This window comes from Sphingomonas arabinosi, assembly GCF_036663715.1.
GTDB lineage: Bacteria > Pseudomonadota > Alphaproteobacteria > Sphingomonadales > Sphingomonadaceae > Sphingomonas.
Window position 1 is genome coordinate 54753 of record NZ_JAXOJN010000004.1, and the last position, 16464, is coordinate 71216.

Consider the following 16464-nt stretch of genomic DNA (forward strand, 5'->3'; position numbering starts at 1 on the left):
GCCCTGAGCGAAGTCGAAGGGTACCTCACTTAGGCCGGAAGACAGGCTCAAATCACTCCGCCCGCCCGATCTCCTCCACACTCCCGGCAAAAGCCTCGAAGTCCCTCGCCTCGTTGAAATCCCGATACACGCTCGCAAACCGGATATACGCCACGGAATCGAGCCCCTTGAGCCCGTCCATCACCATCTCGCCGATCCGCTTCGACGTGACATCGTTCTCGCCCAGCGTCTCCAGCCGGCGCTGGATCCCGCTTACCAGCTTCTCAATCCGCCCCGCCTCGATCGCCCGCTTCCTGGTCGCGATCGACAGCGACCGCAGCAGCTTCTCCCGATCGAACGGCTCTCGCCTGCCCTCGCTCTTTAACACGAACAGCTCGCGCAACTGGATGCGCTCGAACGTCGTGAAACGCGCGGCGCAGCCTTCGCACTGGCGCCGGCGTCGGATCGCCGCCCCGTCTTCGGTGGGGCGGCTGTCCTTTACCTGGCTGTCTTCATGTCCGCAGAAGGGGCAGCGCATTCAGACCTTCTTCTTGCCCTTGTAATAAGCGTAGCCCGCGCCCGCGAGTGCGCCGAAGATCGGGCCGATCACGGGCACCGGGATCGCCACGACCGCGCCGAGTGCGCTCCACTTGGCCATGCTCTTGCCGAGGCCGGGGGTGCTCTTCACGTCGTTCTGAATTTCGTCGAACTTCGACATGACATCATCCTTGATAGATCGGGAAGCGCGCACACAGGGCCCGCACGCGAGTCCGAACGTCCGCCTCGACGTCCGGGTCCCCATGCTCGCCCTTTTTCGCGAGGCCGTCCAGCACGTCGGCGACCATGTTCCCGATCTCGCGGAACTCGGCCGGGCCGAAACCCCGCGTCGTGCCCGCGGGGGAGCCGACGCGGATGCCGCTGGTCTTGACCGGCGGCAGCGGATCGTTGGGAATGCCGTTCTTGTTGCAGGTGATCCCCGCCCGCTCCAGCGCCTCGTCCGCATCGCGCCCGGTGATGCCAAGCGGCGTGAGGTCGATCAGCGCCAGATGCGTGTCGGTGCCGCCTGAAACGACATCCGAGCCGCGCTCCTTCAGCGTCGCTGCGAGCACCTTCGCGTTTTCGACGACGGCCGCGATGTAGCTCTTGAAATCAGGCTGCAGCGCCTCGCCGAACGCGACCGCCTTCGCCGCGATCACGTGCATCAGCGGCCCGCCCTGGAGCCCCGGGAACACCGCCGAGTTGAACTTCTTCGCCAGCGCCTCGTCATTGGTCATGATCATGCCGCCGCGCGGACCGCGCAGCGTCTTGTGCGTGGTGGTCGTCACGACATGCGCATGACCGAACGGCGTCGGGTGCAGTCCCGCCGCGACGATCCCGGCGAAATGCGCCATGTCGACCATGAAATACGCGCCGACCTTGTCCGCGATCGCGCGGAAGCGCGCGAAGTCGATCGTCCGCGGATAGGCCGAGCCGCCCGCGATGATCAGTTTCGGCTGATGCTCGACTGCCAGCGCCTCGACCTGGTCATAGTCGATCAGGTGAGTGGTCGCATCGACGCCGTATTGGATGGCGTTGAACCACTTGCCCGACATCGCCGGCTTGGCGCCATGCGTCAGGTGACCGCCCGCATCGAGGCTCATGCCGAGGATCGTGTCGCCCGGCTTGACCAGCGCCAGCATCACCGCGCCGTTCGCCTGTGCGCCCGAATGCGGCTGCACGTTGACGAACCCGCAGCCGAAGATCTGCTTGGCGCGCTCGATCGCGAGCGTCTCGACCACGTCCGACGGTGCGCAGCCCTGGTAATAGCGCTTGCCCGGATAGCCCTCGGCATATTTATTCGTGAACACCGACCCCTGCGCCTCGAGCACTGCCTTCGAGACGATGTTCTCGCTCGCGATCAGCTCGATCTGCGTCTGCTCGCGTTCGAGTTCGGCCTCGACGCCGGCGAACACGGCGGCATCCGCATCGGCGAGAGTGCGCGTGAAGAATCCGTCCGGCTGGACGTCGTGGAGATCGCGGGGCTGGGTGCTCATGCGGGGACCTTTAGCTTGTCGACACGGAGTTGATGACGGCCGCCGGCGAAATCGGCGGTGAGGAACGCTTCGACGCACGCCTTGGCCATTTCCTCGCCGATCAGGCGGGCGCCCATCGCAATGGCGTTGGCGTCGTTGTGAACGCGCGCGAGACTCGCCGACAGCGGTTCGGAGACAAGCGCACAGCGGCAGGCGGGGTTGCGGTTGGCGGCGATCGAGATGCCGATCCCGGAACCGCACAGCGCGATACCACGCTCGACGCGACCATCGGCGATCGCGGCCGCTAGCTTGTACCCATAATCGGGATAATCGACGCTGGCGGTGCCCTCGGGTCCGAGATCGAGCACGTCATGCCCTGCTTTGCGCAGCCAAGCGGCGAGCACCGCTTTCAACGAAACGGCGGCGTGATCGGACGCGATGGCGATGCGCACCTGGCGTAATCCTGTGGCGGGAGATCGGGTGCCCAGCCCCTTACCGACCCGAGCAAGGATTTGCCACACCTGTTCGCTGCTGCTTCGTCATCCTGACGAAAGTCAGGGCCCGGGTAACCCAGGGCAACGTAGTGCATCACCGGTGGCTCTGGGTCCTGACTTTCGTCAGGATGACGCGTTAAGGTCGGCATCTGCGCTAAACGCCGACCGTGAAGGAGACATCCATGAAAGCCCTCACTTTGCTCGCTACCGTCACGCTCGCCGCCTGCTCCGGTCCCGCACCCGACACCAGCAGCGATGGCAACATGACGTCGGCAGGGTCAGTCGAGCAAAAGGCCACTGGATCCGCATCCGCGCCGCGCGACTACACCGGCCGCTGGGTCGGGGTGGAGGGGATGGTCCTGGATATCGCGGACGCCGGCGCACCCGGCCACTACGACCTCACGATGCAATGGGACCTCGACCACAAGGGCACATTCGACGGCATCGCGAACGGGAGGACCATCACGTTCATCCGCAACGACATTCCCGAAACCCTGCGCCCGACAAACGGCGATGCGACCGGGCTGAAATATCTGTCGGGCAAAACCGACTGCCTCACCGTCAAGCCTGGCGAAGGCTATTGCCGCGACGGACTTAGCCGCTAGGTTCTCGGTCGTGACCCGAGCCTATCCAGACGCCGACGCCGCCCGCGCGCACCTCTCCGAGGTGCTGCTGCGTACCGGCCAGGAGGATCGCGATGCGTTTCGCGAACTCTATACGCTGACCAGCGCGAAGCTTTTCGGCATCACCCACCGTATCTGCGGCAACGCCCAAGCCGCGGAGGATGTGCTGCACGAGGTCTATCTCACGATCTGGAAACGCGCCGGTGCATGGGAACCCGGCCGCGCGAGCCCGATAACCTGGTTGGCGACGATCGCGCGCAACCGCGCCATCGACTGGCAGCGCGCGCAGGGCGTCCGCCGCACCAGCCCGCTCGACGACGCGCCCGACATCGCCGATCCCGGCGACGGTGCCGAGGCTAGGCTGCTCGCCAGCGAATCGTCGCGCGAACTGATCGAGTGCCTCGAGGGCCTCGAACCACAGCAGCGCGACGCGATCCGCACGGCGTTCTTCGACGGCGTCACCTATGCCGAACTCGCAATCAAGCGCGCGGTGCCGCTCGGCACGATGAAGAGCTGGGTCCGCCGTGGCCTCGCCCGCCTCAAGGATTGCCTCGATGGTTGATCCGACCACCGATACCGGCGTTCCCGAAGACGTGGCTGCCGCCGAACTCGCACTCGGCCTGCTCGAAGGTGAAGAGCGCGGGGCAGCGCTTCGCCGTGTGCTCGCCGAGCCCGGTTTCGCCGCGCAGGTCGAATGGTGGCGGTCGCGTCTGGCCGTGTTGTTCGACCTGTGGCCCGAACGTGGGGCGCCGCCGCATCTCGCCGCGCGGATCGAAGCCAGCCTCGATGGTGCGCAAACACCTGCCAAGGCCACCCGCTTCGCATGGCCGGCGCTCGCCGCGATCACCAGCGCGATTGCCGCATCGCTGCTGCTGTTCGTCATGGTCCGGCCGGAACCGACTGTGCCCGTCTCGCAGCCGATCCCCGTCGCGCGGCCGACCAGCGTGCTGGTCGCGATGCTCGGCGATGCGAAGTCGCCCGTCGCCGCGGTCTATGATCCCGCCAACGGCATGCTCCGCGTCGCGGCAGGTCCGGGCGTACCGAATGCGCGGGTCGCCGAACTCTGGGTGATCGGGGGCGACGGCGTGCCGCATTCGCTTGGCCTGCTGTCGGGACGTCCAACCAAGCTGGTACCGAAGGGCGTCGACCGCGGTCGCATTGCCTCCGGCGCGACGCTCGCGATTTCGGTCGAGCCGCTCGGCGGCTCGCCGACCGGCCTGCCGACCGGCCCGGTCGTCGCCACCGGCGTGGTCGCGCGCGTCTGATGACCGAGCGACCGCCGTATAGCGGGCCCGCGACCGGCGGCATCCCGCCGATCGCGCGCCTGCTTGGGTTGAGTGGCCTGCTCCCGCAATTGGCGTCGGTCGCGCTGCTGCTGAGCGGCGACCCCCAAAGCCGCTACTCCGCGCTGGCGATCGCTTACGCCTATGCCGCGATCATCCTGAGCTTCCTTGGCGGCCTTTGGTGGGGCTTGGCCGCGCGCACTGACTCGCCCCCGCGCTGGCTCTGGTTCGCCAGCGTCGCGCCGTCGCTGATCGCGCTGGCGACCGCGTGGCCCTGGATGGTCGGCCTGCGCTGGCCCGGCCCGTCGCTGGTCGTGCTCGGCATCAGCCTGGTCGGTGCATTGCTTGTCGACCGCGCCCTCGTTCGTTCCGGTATCGCCCCGCCCGGCTGGATGGCGCTGCGCGTACCCTTGTCGCTCGGCCTCGGCGTCCTGACGATGCTCGCCGCCGCGCTTTAAGGCCGCTCGCGAGTCGTAAGAACATCTGGTTCGTGGTACGAATCCGGCATGATGACATCTGCCGTGAATCTCCGCACCGACCGGCAGGCGAAGGCGCGTTTCACGATCGCCAAGTTTGTCCGCATGGGTGAGTCCGGCGCGTTCGACGACATGAGGATCGAGTTGGTCGATGGGGAACTCGAACGGATGGACCTACCTTTGGCAAGCCATGCCGCGCGCCAAGCTAAGATCGGCATCCGCCTTTCGGGTCTGCTTCCGGAAGCGCGGATCATGGGTGGGGTCGCCGTCGATCTCGGCAACGATACCGTACTCGGCTGCGACGTGGCCGTGTTGCGTGAACCGGTCGAAGGTAACCGCCTACCGGTCGCCGCCGACTTCCTGCTCGTCATCGAAGTCGCGGAAACCTCGGTCGCACGCGATACCACGATGAAGCGCTTCGCCTATGGGCGCGGCGGGATCCCACATTACTGGGTCGTCGACGGCGCCCGGTCTGTCGTCCACATCTACGCCAGCCCCGTCGAGGGCGATTACACACGGTTCCACTCGGTAGGGTTCGGCGAACCTGTCGCCGTTCCTGATACAGACGGCACCATCACCATCGACTAAAAGCCCGCCAGCGCAGGCAAGTTCGGCCTCAGGCAGCCTTGCGAAGGTCCAACCGGCTCCAAATCTCCACCAGCGCATCGGTCAGCTCGCGCATCATCGCCTCGGTATGCGCAGGGCCCGGCGTGAACCGCAGCCGCTCGGTACCGCGCGGCACGGTCGGGTAGTTGATCGGCTGCACGTACACGCCGTATTCCGCCAGCAGCACGTCGCTGATCTTCTTCGCCTTGACCGGATCGCCGACCATCAGCGGCACGATATGCGTATCGCCGATCATCACCGGCAGACCGGCGTCCTTCAGCATCGCCTTGAGCATCGCTGCCGAGGCCTGCTGCCCCTCACGCTCGACGCTCGAGCTTTTCAGATGCCGCACGCTCGCGAGAACGCCCGCGACCAGCACCGGCGACAGCGAGGTCGTGAAGATGAACCCCGGCGCGTACGACCGGATCACATCGACGATCGTCCGATCGGCAGCGATATAGCCCCCCATCACCCCGAACGCCTTGCCGAGCGTCCCCTCGAGGATCGTGATCCGGTGCGCGACCTCGTCCCGCTCCGAGATGCCGCCGCCGCGCGCGCCGTACATCCCGACCGCGTGGACTTCGTCGCAATAGGTCAGCGCGTTGTACCGGTCGGCGAGATCACACACCGCGGAAATCGGCGCGATGTCGCCCTCCATCGAATACACGCTCTCGAACGCGATCAGCTTCGGAACGGCCGGATCTTCCGCGGCCAGCAACTCTTCGAGATGCGCAAGGTCGTTGTGGCGGAACACGCGCTTCTCGCAGCCCGAATTGCGGATCCCCGCGATCATCGACGCGTGGTTCAACTCGTCCGAAAAGATGACGCAGCCCGGCAGTACCTTCGCGAGCGTCGCCAGAGTCGCCTCGTTCGAGACGTACCCGCTGGTAAACAGCAACGCCGCTTCCTTGCCGTGCAGGTCGGCGAGCTCGCCCTCCAGATCGACATGGTAATGCGTGTTGCCACCAATGTTGCGCGTGCCGCCGGAGCCTGCGCCTACGTCGTGCAGCGCCTCTTCCATCGCCGCGATCACCTTGGGGTGCTGGCCCATCGCGAGATAATCGTTCGAGCACCACACCGTGATCGGCTTCGGCCCGTTATGCCCGGCGAAACAGCGCGCATTCGGAAACGCGCCCTTGTTGCGGAGGATGTCGATGAACACGCGGTAGCGCCCTTCGGCATGCAACCGGTCGATCGCCTGCGTGAACACACGCGAATAATCGACTCGCGGACCACTAATGCCGTCCGTTGCCGTTTTGCCGTCGATAATCATGGCCTTGGGCACTACGCCTCACTTTCACTCAGTTCCAGCGTAATACCGCTCTTACGGTGATCGCTTTCCTCGTCCTGGCAGCACATTGCCACGATGCGCCCGCGAAGCAAGGTGCCACATTGTCCCAGGTTAACGCTTAAAGCTGCTCGATCCGCGCAAACCCTCGCGCCGCCAAGGCGGGGCCGAGCGCGCATTCGTCGTCGCCCAACCGAGTAAAGACGGCGATGCCCTCCCCAGCTCCCGACCACGATTCGCCCTGCATCAGGTGAACGATCCGTCGCGCGATCCCAGGACCACCGTCGACGAACCGCACTCCGGGCGCCGCCGCGGCCAACTCTGCCTCGACCAGGGGGAAGTGCGTGCAGGCGTTGACGATCACGTCGATCGCATCGCCGCCGGGTTGCGAGAACAGCCCGTCGAGCACCGCGGCATAGCGCTCCGGCGCGACCGGTCGCCCGTGAAGCTTGGCCTCCGCCATCTCGACCAATGCCGCCGATCCATGGCGCAGCACCATGCAATCGCCCGCGAACCGCGCCGCCAGATCATCGACATATGCCTGCCGCACGGTCGCCTCGGTCCCCAGCACGCCGATCGTCCGCGTCTTCGACAGTAGCGCGGCAGGCTTGATCGCCGGCACCGTCCCGACCACCGGCAGGTCGAGCGCGGCGCGCACCACCGGTAGAGCGATCGTCGAGGCGGTGTTGCACGCAATCACGATCAGCCGCGGCCGATACCGCTCCGCCAACCGCCCCAGCAACACCGGTACGCGGGCGGCGATCTCCGCCTCGTTCTTGGTGCCGTAGGGGAAGCCGGCCGAGTCGGCGGCGTAGACGAACGGCGCATCGGGCAGCGCCGCGCGCGCCGGACCGACGATCGACAGGCCACCGACACCGGAATCGAAGAACAGGATGGGGCGCGTGTCCATGCAGCGCTCTTAGGACGGATCGGCGTGCGTAAACCAGAGCGACATATCCCCCCTCCCTGGAAGGGAGGGGTTGGGGGTGGGTCGGTTTCCGCATGTTCAGACGGTCGCGGCACGAGCCGGCCTACCCACCCCCAGCCCCTCCCTTCCAGGGAGGGGAGCGCGTCGACCTTGGGTCCACGCGCGCGTCCTCTCAAACTCACCCCATTTGCCGTCCGCCCCGCGTCGTTTATAAGCACCCCTAGAACGGGGGACATACTTGCAGACGGAAATTCTCTGGGTCGCGCCCACGCTATCGCTCGTGCTCAGCTATCTGCTCGGCTCGATCCCGTTCGGCGTCATCCTCACGCGGCTCGGCGGCGCCGGCGATCTGCGGACGATCGGCTCGGGCAACATCGGCGCCACCAACGTCCTGCGCACCGGACGGAAGGGTCTCGCCGCCGCCACGCTGCTGCTCGACATGGCCAAGGGCGCGGTCGCCGTCCTGCTGGTCGCGCACCTGTTTCCCGGCAACGCCTTGCTTGCCGCAGCCGGCGCGTTCATCGGCCATTGCTATCCCGTCTGGCTGAAGTTCAAGGGCGGCAAGGGCGTCGCCACGCTCATGGGTATCGTCGTCGCACTCTACTGGCCGCTCGGGCTGGTCTACGCAGTCGTCTGGCTCGGACTCCTCGCAGGCCTGCGCATCTCTTCGGTCGCGGGCATGGCCGCCGCGCTCAGTGCGCCGTTCGCAGCCGCCTTGTTCGGCCGGTTCGACCTCGTCCTGCTGCTGCTCGCGCTCGCACTGATCGTCTTCTGGAAGCACCGCGAGAACGTCGATCGCCTGTTCTCCGGCACCGAACCGCGCATCGGCCGCTCAAAACGACCACCGGGTGACTGACCCGACGGTCTCACGTCTTCGGCTCATCCGCACGACCGGGATCGGACCGGTCACCTATCGCCAGCTCATCGCCCGCTTCGGCAGCGCGGACGCCGCGATCGAGGCGCTCCCCATGCTCGCCCAACGGGGCGGCGGACGCAGCCCCCGGATCGCCGACGCCGCGATGGCCGAACGCGAGATCGCCGCCACCACGAAACTCGGCGCGCGCTATCTCTTCGTCGACGACGCCGAGTACCCCCGCCTGCTCGCCGAGATCGAGACCGCACCCCCGGCGTTGATCTTCCGCGGCGACATCGCGCACGCCAGCCGCCCCTGCATCGCGATGGTCGGCGCACGCAACGCCTCAGCCGCCGCCTGCCGATTTGCCCGCCAATTGGCACTGCAACTCGCCGAGGAAGGCACGACGATCGTCTCCGGCCTTGCCCGCGGAATCGACACCGCCGCACATATCGGCGCGTTGGGCGGCGGTTCCAGCGGCGGCACGATCGGCGTGATCGCCAGTGGCATCGACATCGCCTACCCGCCCGACAACACCGCGTTACAGGAGCGCGTCGCCACCGAAGGCCTGCTGCTCGCCGAACAGCCCCCCGGCACCGAGCCGAAAGCGCGCAACTTCCCCTCGCGCAACCGGATCATCGCCGGTCTCGCGATCGGCACGGTGGTGGTCGAAGCCGTCCCCAAATCCGGCTCGCTGATCACCGCGCGCCTCGCCAACGAATCCGGCCGCGAAGTCATGGCCGTCCCCGGCAGCCCGCTCGATCCCCGAGCGCAAGGGTGTAACCTGCTGATCCGCGAAGGCGCCACGCTGGTGCAATCCGCAGCCGACATCCTCGAACAGATCCGCCCGTTCGACCCGCGCGCGGTTCGCTCCCCAGTCGGAGCCTACGCCGCCGCGCCGCCGGAAGACGCGAGCGACACCGACCGCCGCAGGATCGCGGATCTGCTCGGCCCCGTCCCCGTGGCGATCGACGAGCTCATTCGCCAGTCGCATCTGGGACCGGCCGTCATCCAAACGGTGCTGCTCGAACTCGAACTCGGTGGCCATCTGGAACGTCATGCCGGCGGCCGGGTCAGCCTTCGCTGATCGTCCGGGTTTCAGGAAGCCGACAAGGCTCCGCGACCCTCTGCCCGCAATTTCACAACCCCGGCCGCAGCCAATGTATGGACGATCCGGCGCGGCGGTCGCTGAACTGGATGACCGAGGACCGTCAATCGTAACGATCTCCACGCCTGATCTGATCGGAGGCAACGAGAGGGAATGGTCTACTGTCATCATACCGACGCGGATACCGTGCCAGCAGCGCCGTCAGAGTCCGGGAAATACCCCGGCCCTGAGACCCCCTCTCGAAAAGCGGCACCTGTACCCTAATTTGCGGAGGTCGCTGATACCCAACCCGGGTTGACGCGAGCACCCCGACGCCGTCACCCTCGTACGCGTACACGTAAGGACCCCGGTTTCCCCATGCAGCTTGTCATCGTCGAATCGCCTGCCAAGGCCAAAACCATCGAGAAGTATCTGGGCAGCGATTACCGCGTCCTGGCCAGCTACGGCCATGTCCGCGACCTGCCGCCCAAGGACGGCTCGGTCGATCCCGACGATGCGTTCGCAATGACGTGGGAGAATTACGCGGACAAGTCGAAGCAGCTGAAGGCGATCACCGATCTCGCCAAGCTCGCCGACCGCCTGATCCTCGCGACCGATCCGGATCGCGAGGGCGAGGCGATCTCGTGGCACGTCCGCGAAGTGCTGCGGGCGCGGAAAGCGCTGCCCAAGGAGGTCGAGCGCGTCACCTTCAACGCGATCACCAAGGCCACCGTCACCGAGGCGATGAAGAATCCACGCGAGCTGGACGACGACCTGATCGACGCCTATCGCGCCCGTCGCGCGCTCGATTATCTGGTCGGCTTCACGCTGTCGCCGGTGCTGTGGCGCAAGCTGCCCGGCGCCAAGTCCGCTGGCCGCGTCCAGTCGGTGTCGTTGCGCCTAATCGTCCAGCGCGAGCGCGAGATCGACGTCTTCAAGCCACAAGAATACTGGTCGGTGACGGCCGACATGGAGCATGACGGCACCGCGTTCACCTCGCGGCTGACGCAGTTCGAGGGCAACAAGCTCGACCGCCTCTCGATAGGCAACGAAGGCGATGCCCTGCGCGCCAAGCAGGCGGTTCTCGACGGCAATTTCTCGGTCCAGTCGGTCGAGACCAAGCCCGCCGGTCGCAACCCGCCGCCGCCGTTCACGACCTCGACCTTGCAGCAGGAAGCCTCGCGCAAGCTCGGCTTCTCGGCCGATCACACGATGCGGATCGCGCAGGGGCTCTACGAGGACGGCGCGATCACCTACATGCGTACCGACGGCGTGCAGATGGATTCGAGCGCGATTTCAGCCGCACGTCTGGCCGTCGCGAACCGCTTCGACGCGAGTTATGTCCCCGACAAACCCCGCCAATATCAGTCGAAGGCGAAGAACGCACAGGAAGCGCACGAGGCGATCCGTCCGACCGATTTCGGCAAAGACAAGGCCGGCGGCGGCGATCACGCGCGCCTCTACGACCTGATCTTCAAGCGCGCGCTCGCCAGCCAGATGGCCTCCGCCCGCATGGAGCGCACGACCGTCGAGATGGCCGACGGCACCGGCCGCAACATCCTGCGCGCCACCGGGCAGGTCGTCCTCTTCCCCGGCTATCTCGCGCTGTACGAGGAGGGATCGGATGATTCCGCCGACGAGGACGCACGCCGCCTGCCGCGGATGCGCGAGGGCGATGCGCCCGCCAAGAAGAAGGTCGACGCCGAGCAGCACTTCACCCAGCCGCCGCCGCGCTTCTCCGAAGCCTCGCTGGTCAAGCGCATGGAGGAACTCGGCATCGGCCGCCCGTCCACCTACGCGTCGATCATCAAGACGCTGAAGGACCGCGCCTACGTCCGGATCGAGAAGAACCGCTTCTTCGCCGAGGAGAGTGGGCGGCTGGTGACGGCCTTCCTCGAACGTTTCTTCGAGAAATATGTCGGCTACGACTATACCGCCGAGCTGGAGGAGGAACTCGACGACGTCTCGGGCGGCCGCGCGCAGTGGCAGTCGGTGCTCGACGCGTTCTGGCGCGATTTCAAGCCGCGCACCAACGAGGTGATGGAGCAGCAGCCCTCGGCGATCACCGCAGAACTCGACACCTTCCTCGCGCCCTACCTGTTCCCCGCCAAGGCTGACGGCGGCGATCCGCGTCTGTGCCCGAACTGCGGCGAGGGCCAGCTCGCGCTGCGCGGCGGCAAGTTCGGCGCGTTCATCGCCTGCTCCAACTACCCCGAGTGCAAATACACGCGCCGCTTCGCGCAGCCCGGCGGCGACGCCGAGGCGGATGCCGGCCCGTCGACGCTCGGCACGCATCCCGACACCGGCCAGCCGATTGAGCGCAAGTCGGGGCGCTTCGGCCCGTATCTGCAGATCGGCGAAGGCGAAGATCGCAAGATGGCGTCGATCCCGAAGGACATCGGCGAGCTCAATCTGGAGTGGGCAGTCAAGCTGCTGTCGCTCCCGCGAACGGTCGGCAACCACCCCGAGACCGGCGAACCGATCATTTCGACGATCGGCAAGTTCGGTCCATATCTGAAGCACGCAGGCAAATATGCGCGACTGCAGACGACGGCGGACGTGTTCGAGACGGGCATGAACGCCGCAGTCGTGAAGCTCGCCGAAGCCGCAGCCGGCGGCGGACGTACCGCGCGTGGCGCTCAGGCGCCGCTCAAGGTGCTGGGCAATCATCCGCGCACCGAGGCCGAGATCAAGCTGATGGAGGGGCGCTATGGCCCTTACGTCACCGACGGCACGACCAATGCGACGCTGCCTAAGTCGATCGAGAAGGACCAACTGACGCTGGAGGAAGCGGCGTCGCTGATCGACGCGCGTGCTGCGGCGGCTCCGGCCACGAAGAAGAAGAAAGCACCCGCCAAGAAGCCGGCGGCGAAGAAGGCGCCTGCGAAGGCCGCAGTGGCGAAGGACGAAGCTGAGGCGAAGGCTCCAGCAAAGAAGGCTCCGGCTAAAAAGGCTCCCGCCAAGAAAGCCGCTCCGAAGAAGAAAGCGGAAGACTAATCCCCCTCCCGCTCACGGGAGGGGCTAGGGGAGGGACTGAGATACCCCACGAACGCGACGTTCGCGGTGGCCCCCTCCCCCAACCCCTCCCGCAAGCGGGAGGGGAGCTTTAAGCTTAAGCAGCCCGCCGCTGCGTGAGCTGCATCCAATCCCGGGCAGCGTGCTGTGCAACCGAGATTTCCCGCGCGGCATCCCCAGACGGCGTTCAATTCCGATATTCACGTTCAAGATACTGCTACCCATGGTCTTACCCAATGTGCTTGGGGCAGACTGCGGTGATTCAGCTACGAAATGGTTTTGGGTTAAAGTCCGTTTTTTACGCGTCGATCGCGATATTATCGATCAACCGCGTCGCGCCCATGCGCGCTGCTGCTAGCAACCGCCGCGGGCGATCCGCCGCCGGGTTCTCCGCCAGCGTCTCGGCATCCGCCAGCGCAACGTAATCGATCGTGAACCCCGCCCCGACCAAGGTCGTCCGCGCATCGTCCAACACCGACTCGACGTCCTCGCCCTTTGCGATCGCCCGCGCCGCCACACCCAGTGCGCGCGGCAAGGCTACCGCCTGCCTGCGCTGCTCGTCGTCGAGATAAATGTTGCGCGACGACATCGCCAAGCCGTCGTCGTCGCGCTGCGTCGGCACCCCGACGATGTCGATCGCGAAATCGAGATCGGCGACGAACCGCCGGATCACCGCCAACTGCTGATAATCCTTCTCGCCGAAATACGCCGCATCGGGCTCGACCTGGTTGAACAGCTTCGACACGACCGTCGCGACGCCATCGAAATGGCCGGGTCGCGAGGCGCCGTCGAACCCGTCGCTGACTCCCGACACGCGCACCATGGTCGCGAAGCCACCGGGATACATCGTCTCGACCGACGGCAGCCAGAGCAGGTCGCACCCGGCCTCGTTAAGCATCCGGATATCGGCCATCTCGCGCCGCGGATAGCGCGAGAGGTCCTCGTTCGGGCCGAACTGCGTCGGATTGACGAAGATCGACGCGACCACCTTGGTGCCCGGCCGCTTCGCCGCCTCGATCAGCGCGACATGGCCGGCGTGGAGCGCGCCCATCGTCGGGACGAGCGCGACGCGCTGCCCCGCCGCACGAAAGGCGGCGACGCTTTCGCGCAACGCATTAAGGTCCCGGACGGTGTCCACGTGAAACTCCTACTCGATAAGTGCGGTCGCGGCTTCTATGAAGGGTGACAGTCTCGATCAATAAGGAAACGCGCGTTGGCCATGGGCCCGGATTCTCCCCAAGCTTCGCCGCATGTGATCGTGTTCGCCAACGAGAAGGGCGGTACGGGCAAGTCGACGACCGCGGTGCACGTCGCGATCGCGCTCGCCGCGAAGGGTGCGCGTGTCGCGTGTCTCGATCTGGATCACCGCCAGCGCACCGTCGGCCGCTATCTCGACAACCGCGCCGAGACGATGAAGCGCAACGGCTCGGTGCTGCCGATGCCGCGCCACGCGACGCTGTCCGACCAGAGCGAAGATCAGTTCGAGGACCTGTGGCATTCGCTGAGCGCGGGGTCGGACTTCCTGGTCGTCGACACGCCGGGCCGCGACGATCCGTTCGCACGCACCGCGGCGGCGCTGGCGAACACGCTGGTCACGCCGATGAACGACAGCTTCGTCGACTTCGACCTGATCGGCCAGGTCGATCCCGAAACCTACCAGGTGACTCGCCCAAGCTTTTATTCCGAACTGATCTGGGATGCCCGGAAACAGCGCGCGCGCGCCGACGGCACCACGATCGACTGGGTCGTGCTGCGCAACCGCCTCCAGCATATCGAGGCGCGCAACATGCGCCGCGTGTCGGATGCGCTGGCCCAACTGGCGAAGCGCGTCGGCTTCCGGATCATCCCCGGCCTCGGCGAGCGCGTGATCTACCGCGAGATGTTCCCCGCCGGCCTGACGATGATCGATTCGAAGGCGTTCGGCAGCATGGGCCTCGCGCATGTCGCCGCGCGCCAGGAACTGCGCGAGATGATGGCGGCGTTGCAGCTGCCCGAGGTGGTCGCCGAGCGTGCCCCGGACGTAGCTGCGTGAAGTGGATCGTCGCCGCCGTCTTCATTTGGCTGGCGTGGCACTATCTCCGCCCGAAGCCGAAACAGCGTGTCGTAACCGATGAAGCCGAGGCCCTCTCGATTTTGGGTATCGACCGCAGCGCAGACGCCGACGCGATCCGCAACGCGCATCGCCGCCTGATCGCCTCGGTCCACCCCGATCGTGGCGGCTCGACCGACCTGACCCGCCGGGTAAACGCCGCGCGCGACCTGTTGCTGAAGCGCTCTTCGCGATAACCCTTACCGCCGACCGTCCTGAGCGAAGTCGAAGGGCAAGCTCAGGACGAACGGAAATCTAAAAATGACCCACCAGTTCGACCCGACCTCGCTTCGCGAATACGACATCCGCGGGATCGTCGGCAAAGCGCTCGGCCCCGCCGACGCCGTCGCGATCGGCCGAGGCTTCGCCACCCGCATCCGCGCTGCGGGTGGCCACCGCGTGGTCGTCGGCTATGACGGCCGCAACTCCTCCCCCGAGCTCGAAGCCGCGCTCGTGTCCGGCCTCACCGCAAGCGGCGTCGACGTCGTCCGGATCGGCCTCAGTACCTCGCCGATGCTCTATTACGCCGAGGCGACGCTAGAAGTGGATGGCGGCATCCAGGTAACCGGCAGCCACAATCCCCCCGAATATAACGGCTTCAAGATGGTGCACGCCCACGCGCCATTTTTCGGCGACGACATCCAGGACCTGGCCTCGCTCGCCGCGTCGGGCGCCTGGAGCGAAGGCGCGGGCGAAGTCACCACCGCGGACGTGCTCGACGCCTATGTCGGCCGGCTGATGGCGGGCTATGCGGGTGGCGCGTACCGGATCGGCTGGGACACGGGGAACGGCGCCGCCGGCCCGGTGATCGAGAAGCTTGTCCAACTGCTGCCGGGTGAGCATCATGTGATCTTCGCCGAAGTCGACGGCAATTTTCCCAACCATCATCCCGATCCTACCGAAGAGGCGAACCTCGCCGATCTGAAGAGCCTGGTCGCGGAGAAGAACCTCGATTTCGGACTGGCCTTCGATGGCGATGGCGACCGGATCGGGGCGATCGACGGGTTGGGAAGAGTAATCTGGGGCGACCAGATTCTCTCCATTCTGGTCGAACCTGCGCTGCGCGAGCATCCGGGTGCGCCAATCGTCGCCGATGTGAAGTCGTCGCAAGCGCTGTTCGACCGCATCGCAACGTTGGGCGGCGAGCCGGTGATGGCCCCGACCGGTCACAGCCTGATGAAGCAGGCAATGACCCGCACCGGTGCGCCGCTTGGGGGGGAGTTGAGCGGGCATCTGTTCTTCGCGGGCGAATATTACGGGTTCGACGACGCGCAATACGCGGCGGTGCGACTGATCCGCGCGGTGCATCTGTCGGGTCGCTCGCTGACCGAGCTGCGCGACGCGATGCCGGCGCTGGTCGCGACGCCCGATCTGCGGTTTCCGGTAGAGGACGCGCGGAAGTTCGCGGTAGTCGACGAGGTGATCGCGCGGTTGAGGGCGGACGGTGCGGAGATGGATCTCACCGATGGTGCGCGTGTGACGACACCCGAAGGCTGGTGGCTCCTCCGCGCGTCGAACACACAGGCGATGCTGACGGTTCGCGCGGAAGCGAAGGATCAGGCGGCGCTCGACGCGTTGCTCGCGGAGGTAGACACGCAACTGTCGGCAAGCGGTGTGGCGCGACGCTAACCGTGAGAACTGCGCCACCCCGGCGGAGGCCGGGGCCCAGTTGGAAAGGTGGATATAACGAAGTGCCGCGCTCCGTTAGCAACGTCCCCCAACTGGGCCCCG

Annotated in this window: 18 protein-coding genes; 11 read left to right on the forward strand and 7 right to left on the reverse strand. The window is 66.3% G+C overall.

The window, feature by feature from the left end; genetic code table 11:
* Window positions 1-52: 52 nt before the first annotated feature.
* From nrdR to rpiB, 4 genes are read right to left on the reverse strand one after another with little or no spacing between them, the layout of a single operon-like run.
* Entirely contained in the window at window positions 53-517 is a 465-nt protein-coding gene (nrdR, locus tag U1708_RS08535; protein ID WP_332744683.1) for a transcriptional regulator NrdR, read from the reverse strand.
* Complete coding sequence (locus U1708_RS08540) at window positions 518-697, reverse strand: hypothetical protein (protein WP_307087601.1); 180 nt, start codon at window positions 695-697, stop codon at window positions 518-520.
* A 4-nt stretch (window positions 698-701) separates the two neighbouring features.
* Window positions 702-2012 (reverse strand): serine hydroxymethyltransferase, encoded by a 1311-nt coding sequence (glyA, locus tag U1708_RS08545; RefSeq protein ID WP_307087603.1) that lies wholly within the window; start codon window positions 2010-2012, stop codon window positions 702-704.
* Window positions 2009-2443 (reverse strand): ribose 5-phosphate isomerase B, encoded by a 435-nt coding sequence (gene rpiB / locus U1708_RS08550; protein WP_332744686.1) that lies wholly within the window; start codon window positions 2441-2443, stop codon window positions 2009-2011. The genes glyA and rpiB overlap by 4 nt, the downstream gene beginning before the upstream one ends.
* 224 nt (window positions 2444-2667) lie before the next feature.
* On the opposite strand from rpiB, the gene U1708_RS08555 reads away from it, so the two are divergent.
* The 5 genes from U1708_RS08555 to U1708_RS08575 are packed head-to-tail and all read left to right on the forward strand — an operon-like array spanning window position 2668 to window position 5455.
* Complete coding sequence (locus U1708_RS08555) at window positions 2668-3090, forward strand: hypothetical protein (RefSeq protein ID WP_332744688.1); 423 nt, start codon at window positions 2668-2670, stop codon at window positions 3088-3090.
* A 10-nt stretch (window positions 3091-3100) separates the two neighbouring features.
* Complete coding sequence (locus U1708_RS08560; protein ID WP_332744690.1) at window positions 3101-3670, forward strand: sigma-70 family RNA polymerase sigma factor; 570 nt, start codon at window positions 3101-3103, stop codon at window positions 3668-3670.
* Entirely contained in the window at window positions 3663-4373 is a 711-nt protein-coding gene (locus U1708_RS08565) for an anti-sigma factor (protein ID WP_332744692.1), read from the forward strand. Before U1708_RS08560 ends, U1708_RS08565 begins: the two co-directional genes overlap by 8 nt.
* Window positions 4373-4849 carry a DUF3429 domain-containing protein gene (locus U1708_RS08570; protein WP_332744694.1) on the forward strand — a complete coding sequence of 159 codons (477 nt, stop codon included), beginning with the start codon at window positions 4373-4375 and terminating at the stop codon, window positions 4847-4849. Before U1708_RS08565 ends, U1708_RS08570 begins: the two co-directional genes overlap by 1 nt.
* Window positions 4850-4897: 48 nt before the next feature.
* A complete protein-coding gene (locus U1708_RS08575; RefSeq protein WP_332744696.1) occupies window positions 4898-5455 on the forward strand; it encodes a Uma2 family endonuclease in 558 nt (185 codons plus the stop codon).
* Between the two features lie 28 nt (window positions 5456-5483).
* Here U1708_RS08575 and hemA read toward each other — a convergent pair whose 3' ends face one another.
* Window positions 5484-6746 carry a 5-aminolevulinate synthase gene (hemA, locus tag U1708_RS08580; protein ID WP_332745146.1) on the reverse strand — a complete coding sequence of 421 codons (1263 nt, stop codon included), beginning with the start codon at window positions 6744-6746 and terminating at the stop codon, window positions 5484-5486.
* A 136-nt stretch (window positions 6747-6882) separates the two neighbouring features.
* Entirely contained in the window at window positions 6883-7671 is a 789-nt protein-coding gene (gene murI / locus U1708_RS08585; protein ID WP_332744698.1) for a glutamate racemase, read from the reverse strand.
* Window positions 7672-7927: 256 nt separating this feature from the next.
* Between murI and plsY the strand changes: the two genes are divergently transcribed.
* The 3 genes from plsY (at window position 7928) to topA (ending at window position 12626) form a co-directional block, all read left to right on the forward strand.
* Window positions 7928-8545, forward strand: coding sequence for a glycerol-3-phosphate 1-O-acyltransferase PlsY (plsY, locus tag U1708_RS08590; protein ID WP_332744700.1), 618 nt, complete (start codon window positions 7928-7930; stop codon window positions 8543-8545).
* Window positions 8538-9629, forward strand: a complete 1092-nt coding sequence (dprA, locus tag U1708_RS08595) for a DNA-processing protein DprA (RefSeq protein ID WP_332744702.1) — start codon at window positions 8538-8540, stop codon at window positions 9627-9629. Before plsY ends, dprA begins: the two co-directional genes overlap by 8 nt.
* Before the next feature lie 378 nt (window positions 9630-10007).
* A complete protein-coding gene (topA, locus tag U1708_RS08600) occupies window positions 10008-12626 on the forward strand; it encodes a type I DNA topoisomerase (RefSeq protein ID WP_332744704.1) in 2619 nt (872 codons plus the stop codon).
* A 316-nt stretch (window positions 12627-12942) separates the two neighbouring features.
* Here topA and panC read toward each other — a convergent pair whose 3' ends face one another.
* Entirely contained in the window at window positions 12943-13782 is an 840-nt protein-coding gene (gene panC, locus U1708_RS08605; protein ID WP_332744706.1) for a pantoate--beta-alanine ligase, read from the reverse strand.
* A gap of 81 nt (window positions 13783-13863) precedes the next feature.
* Here panC and U1708_RS08610 point away from each other — a divergent pair, with 81 nt between their 5' ends.
* From U1708_RS08610 to pgmG, 3 genes are all read left to right on the forward strand, one after another.
* Window positions 13864-14676: a division plane positioning ATPase MipZ gene (locus U1708_RS08610; protein ID WP_332745148.1), complete on the forward strand. Its 813-nt coding sequence runs from the start codon at window positions 13864-13866 to the stop codon at window positions 14674-14676.
* Window positions 14673-14930 (forward strand): DnaJ domain-containing protein, encoded by a 258-nt coding sequence (locus U1708_RS08615; protein ID WP_332744708.1) that lies wholly within the window; start codon window positions 14673-14675, stop codon window positions 14928-14930. The genes U1708_RS08610 and U1708_RS08615 overlap by 4 nt, the downstream gene beginning before the upstream one ends.
* Before the next feature lie 64 nt (window positions 14931-14994).
* On the forward strand, window positions 14995-16362 hold the full coding sequence (gene pgmG / locus U1708_RS08620; RefSeq protein ID WP_332744710.1) for a phosphoglucomutase/phosphomannomutase PgmG: 1368 nt from the start codon (window positions 14995-14997) through the stop codon (window positions 16360-16362).
* Window positions 16363-16464: the final 102 nt, after the last annotated feature.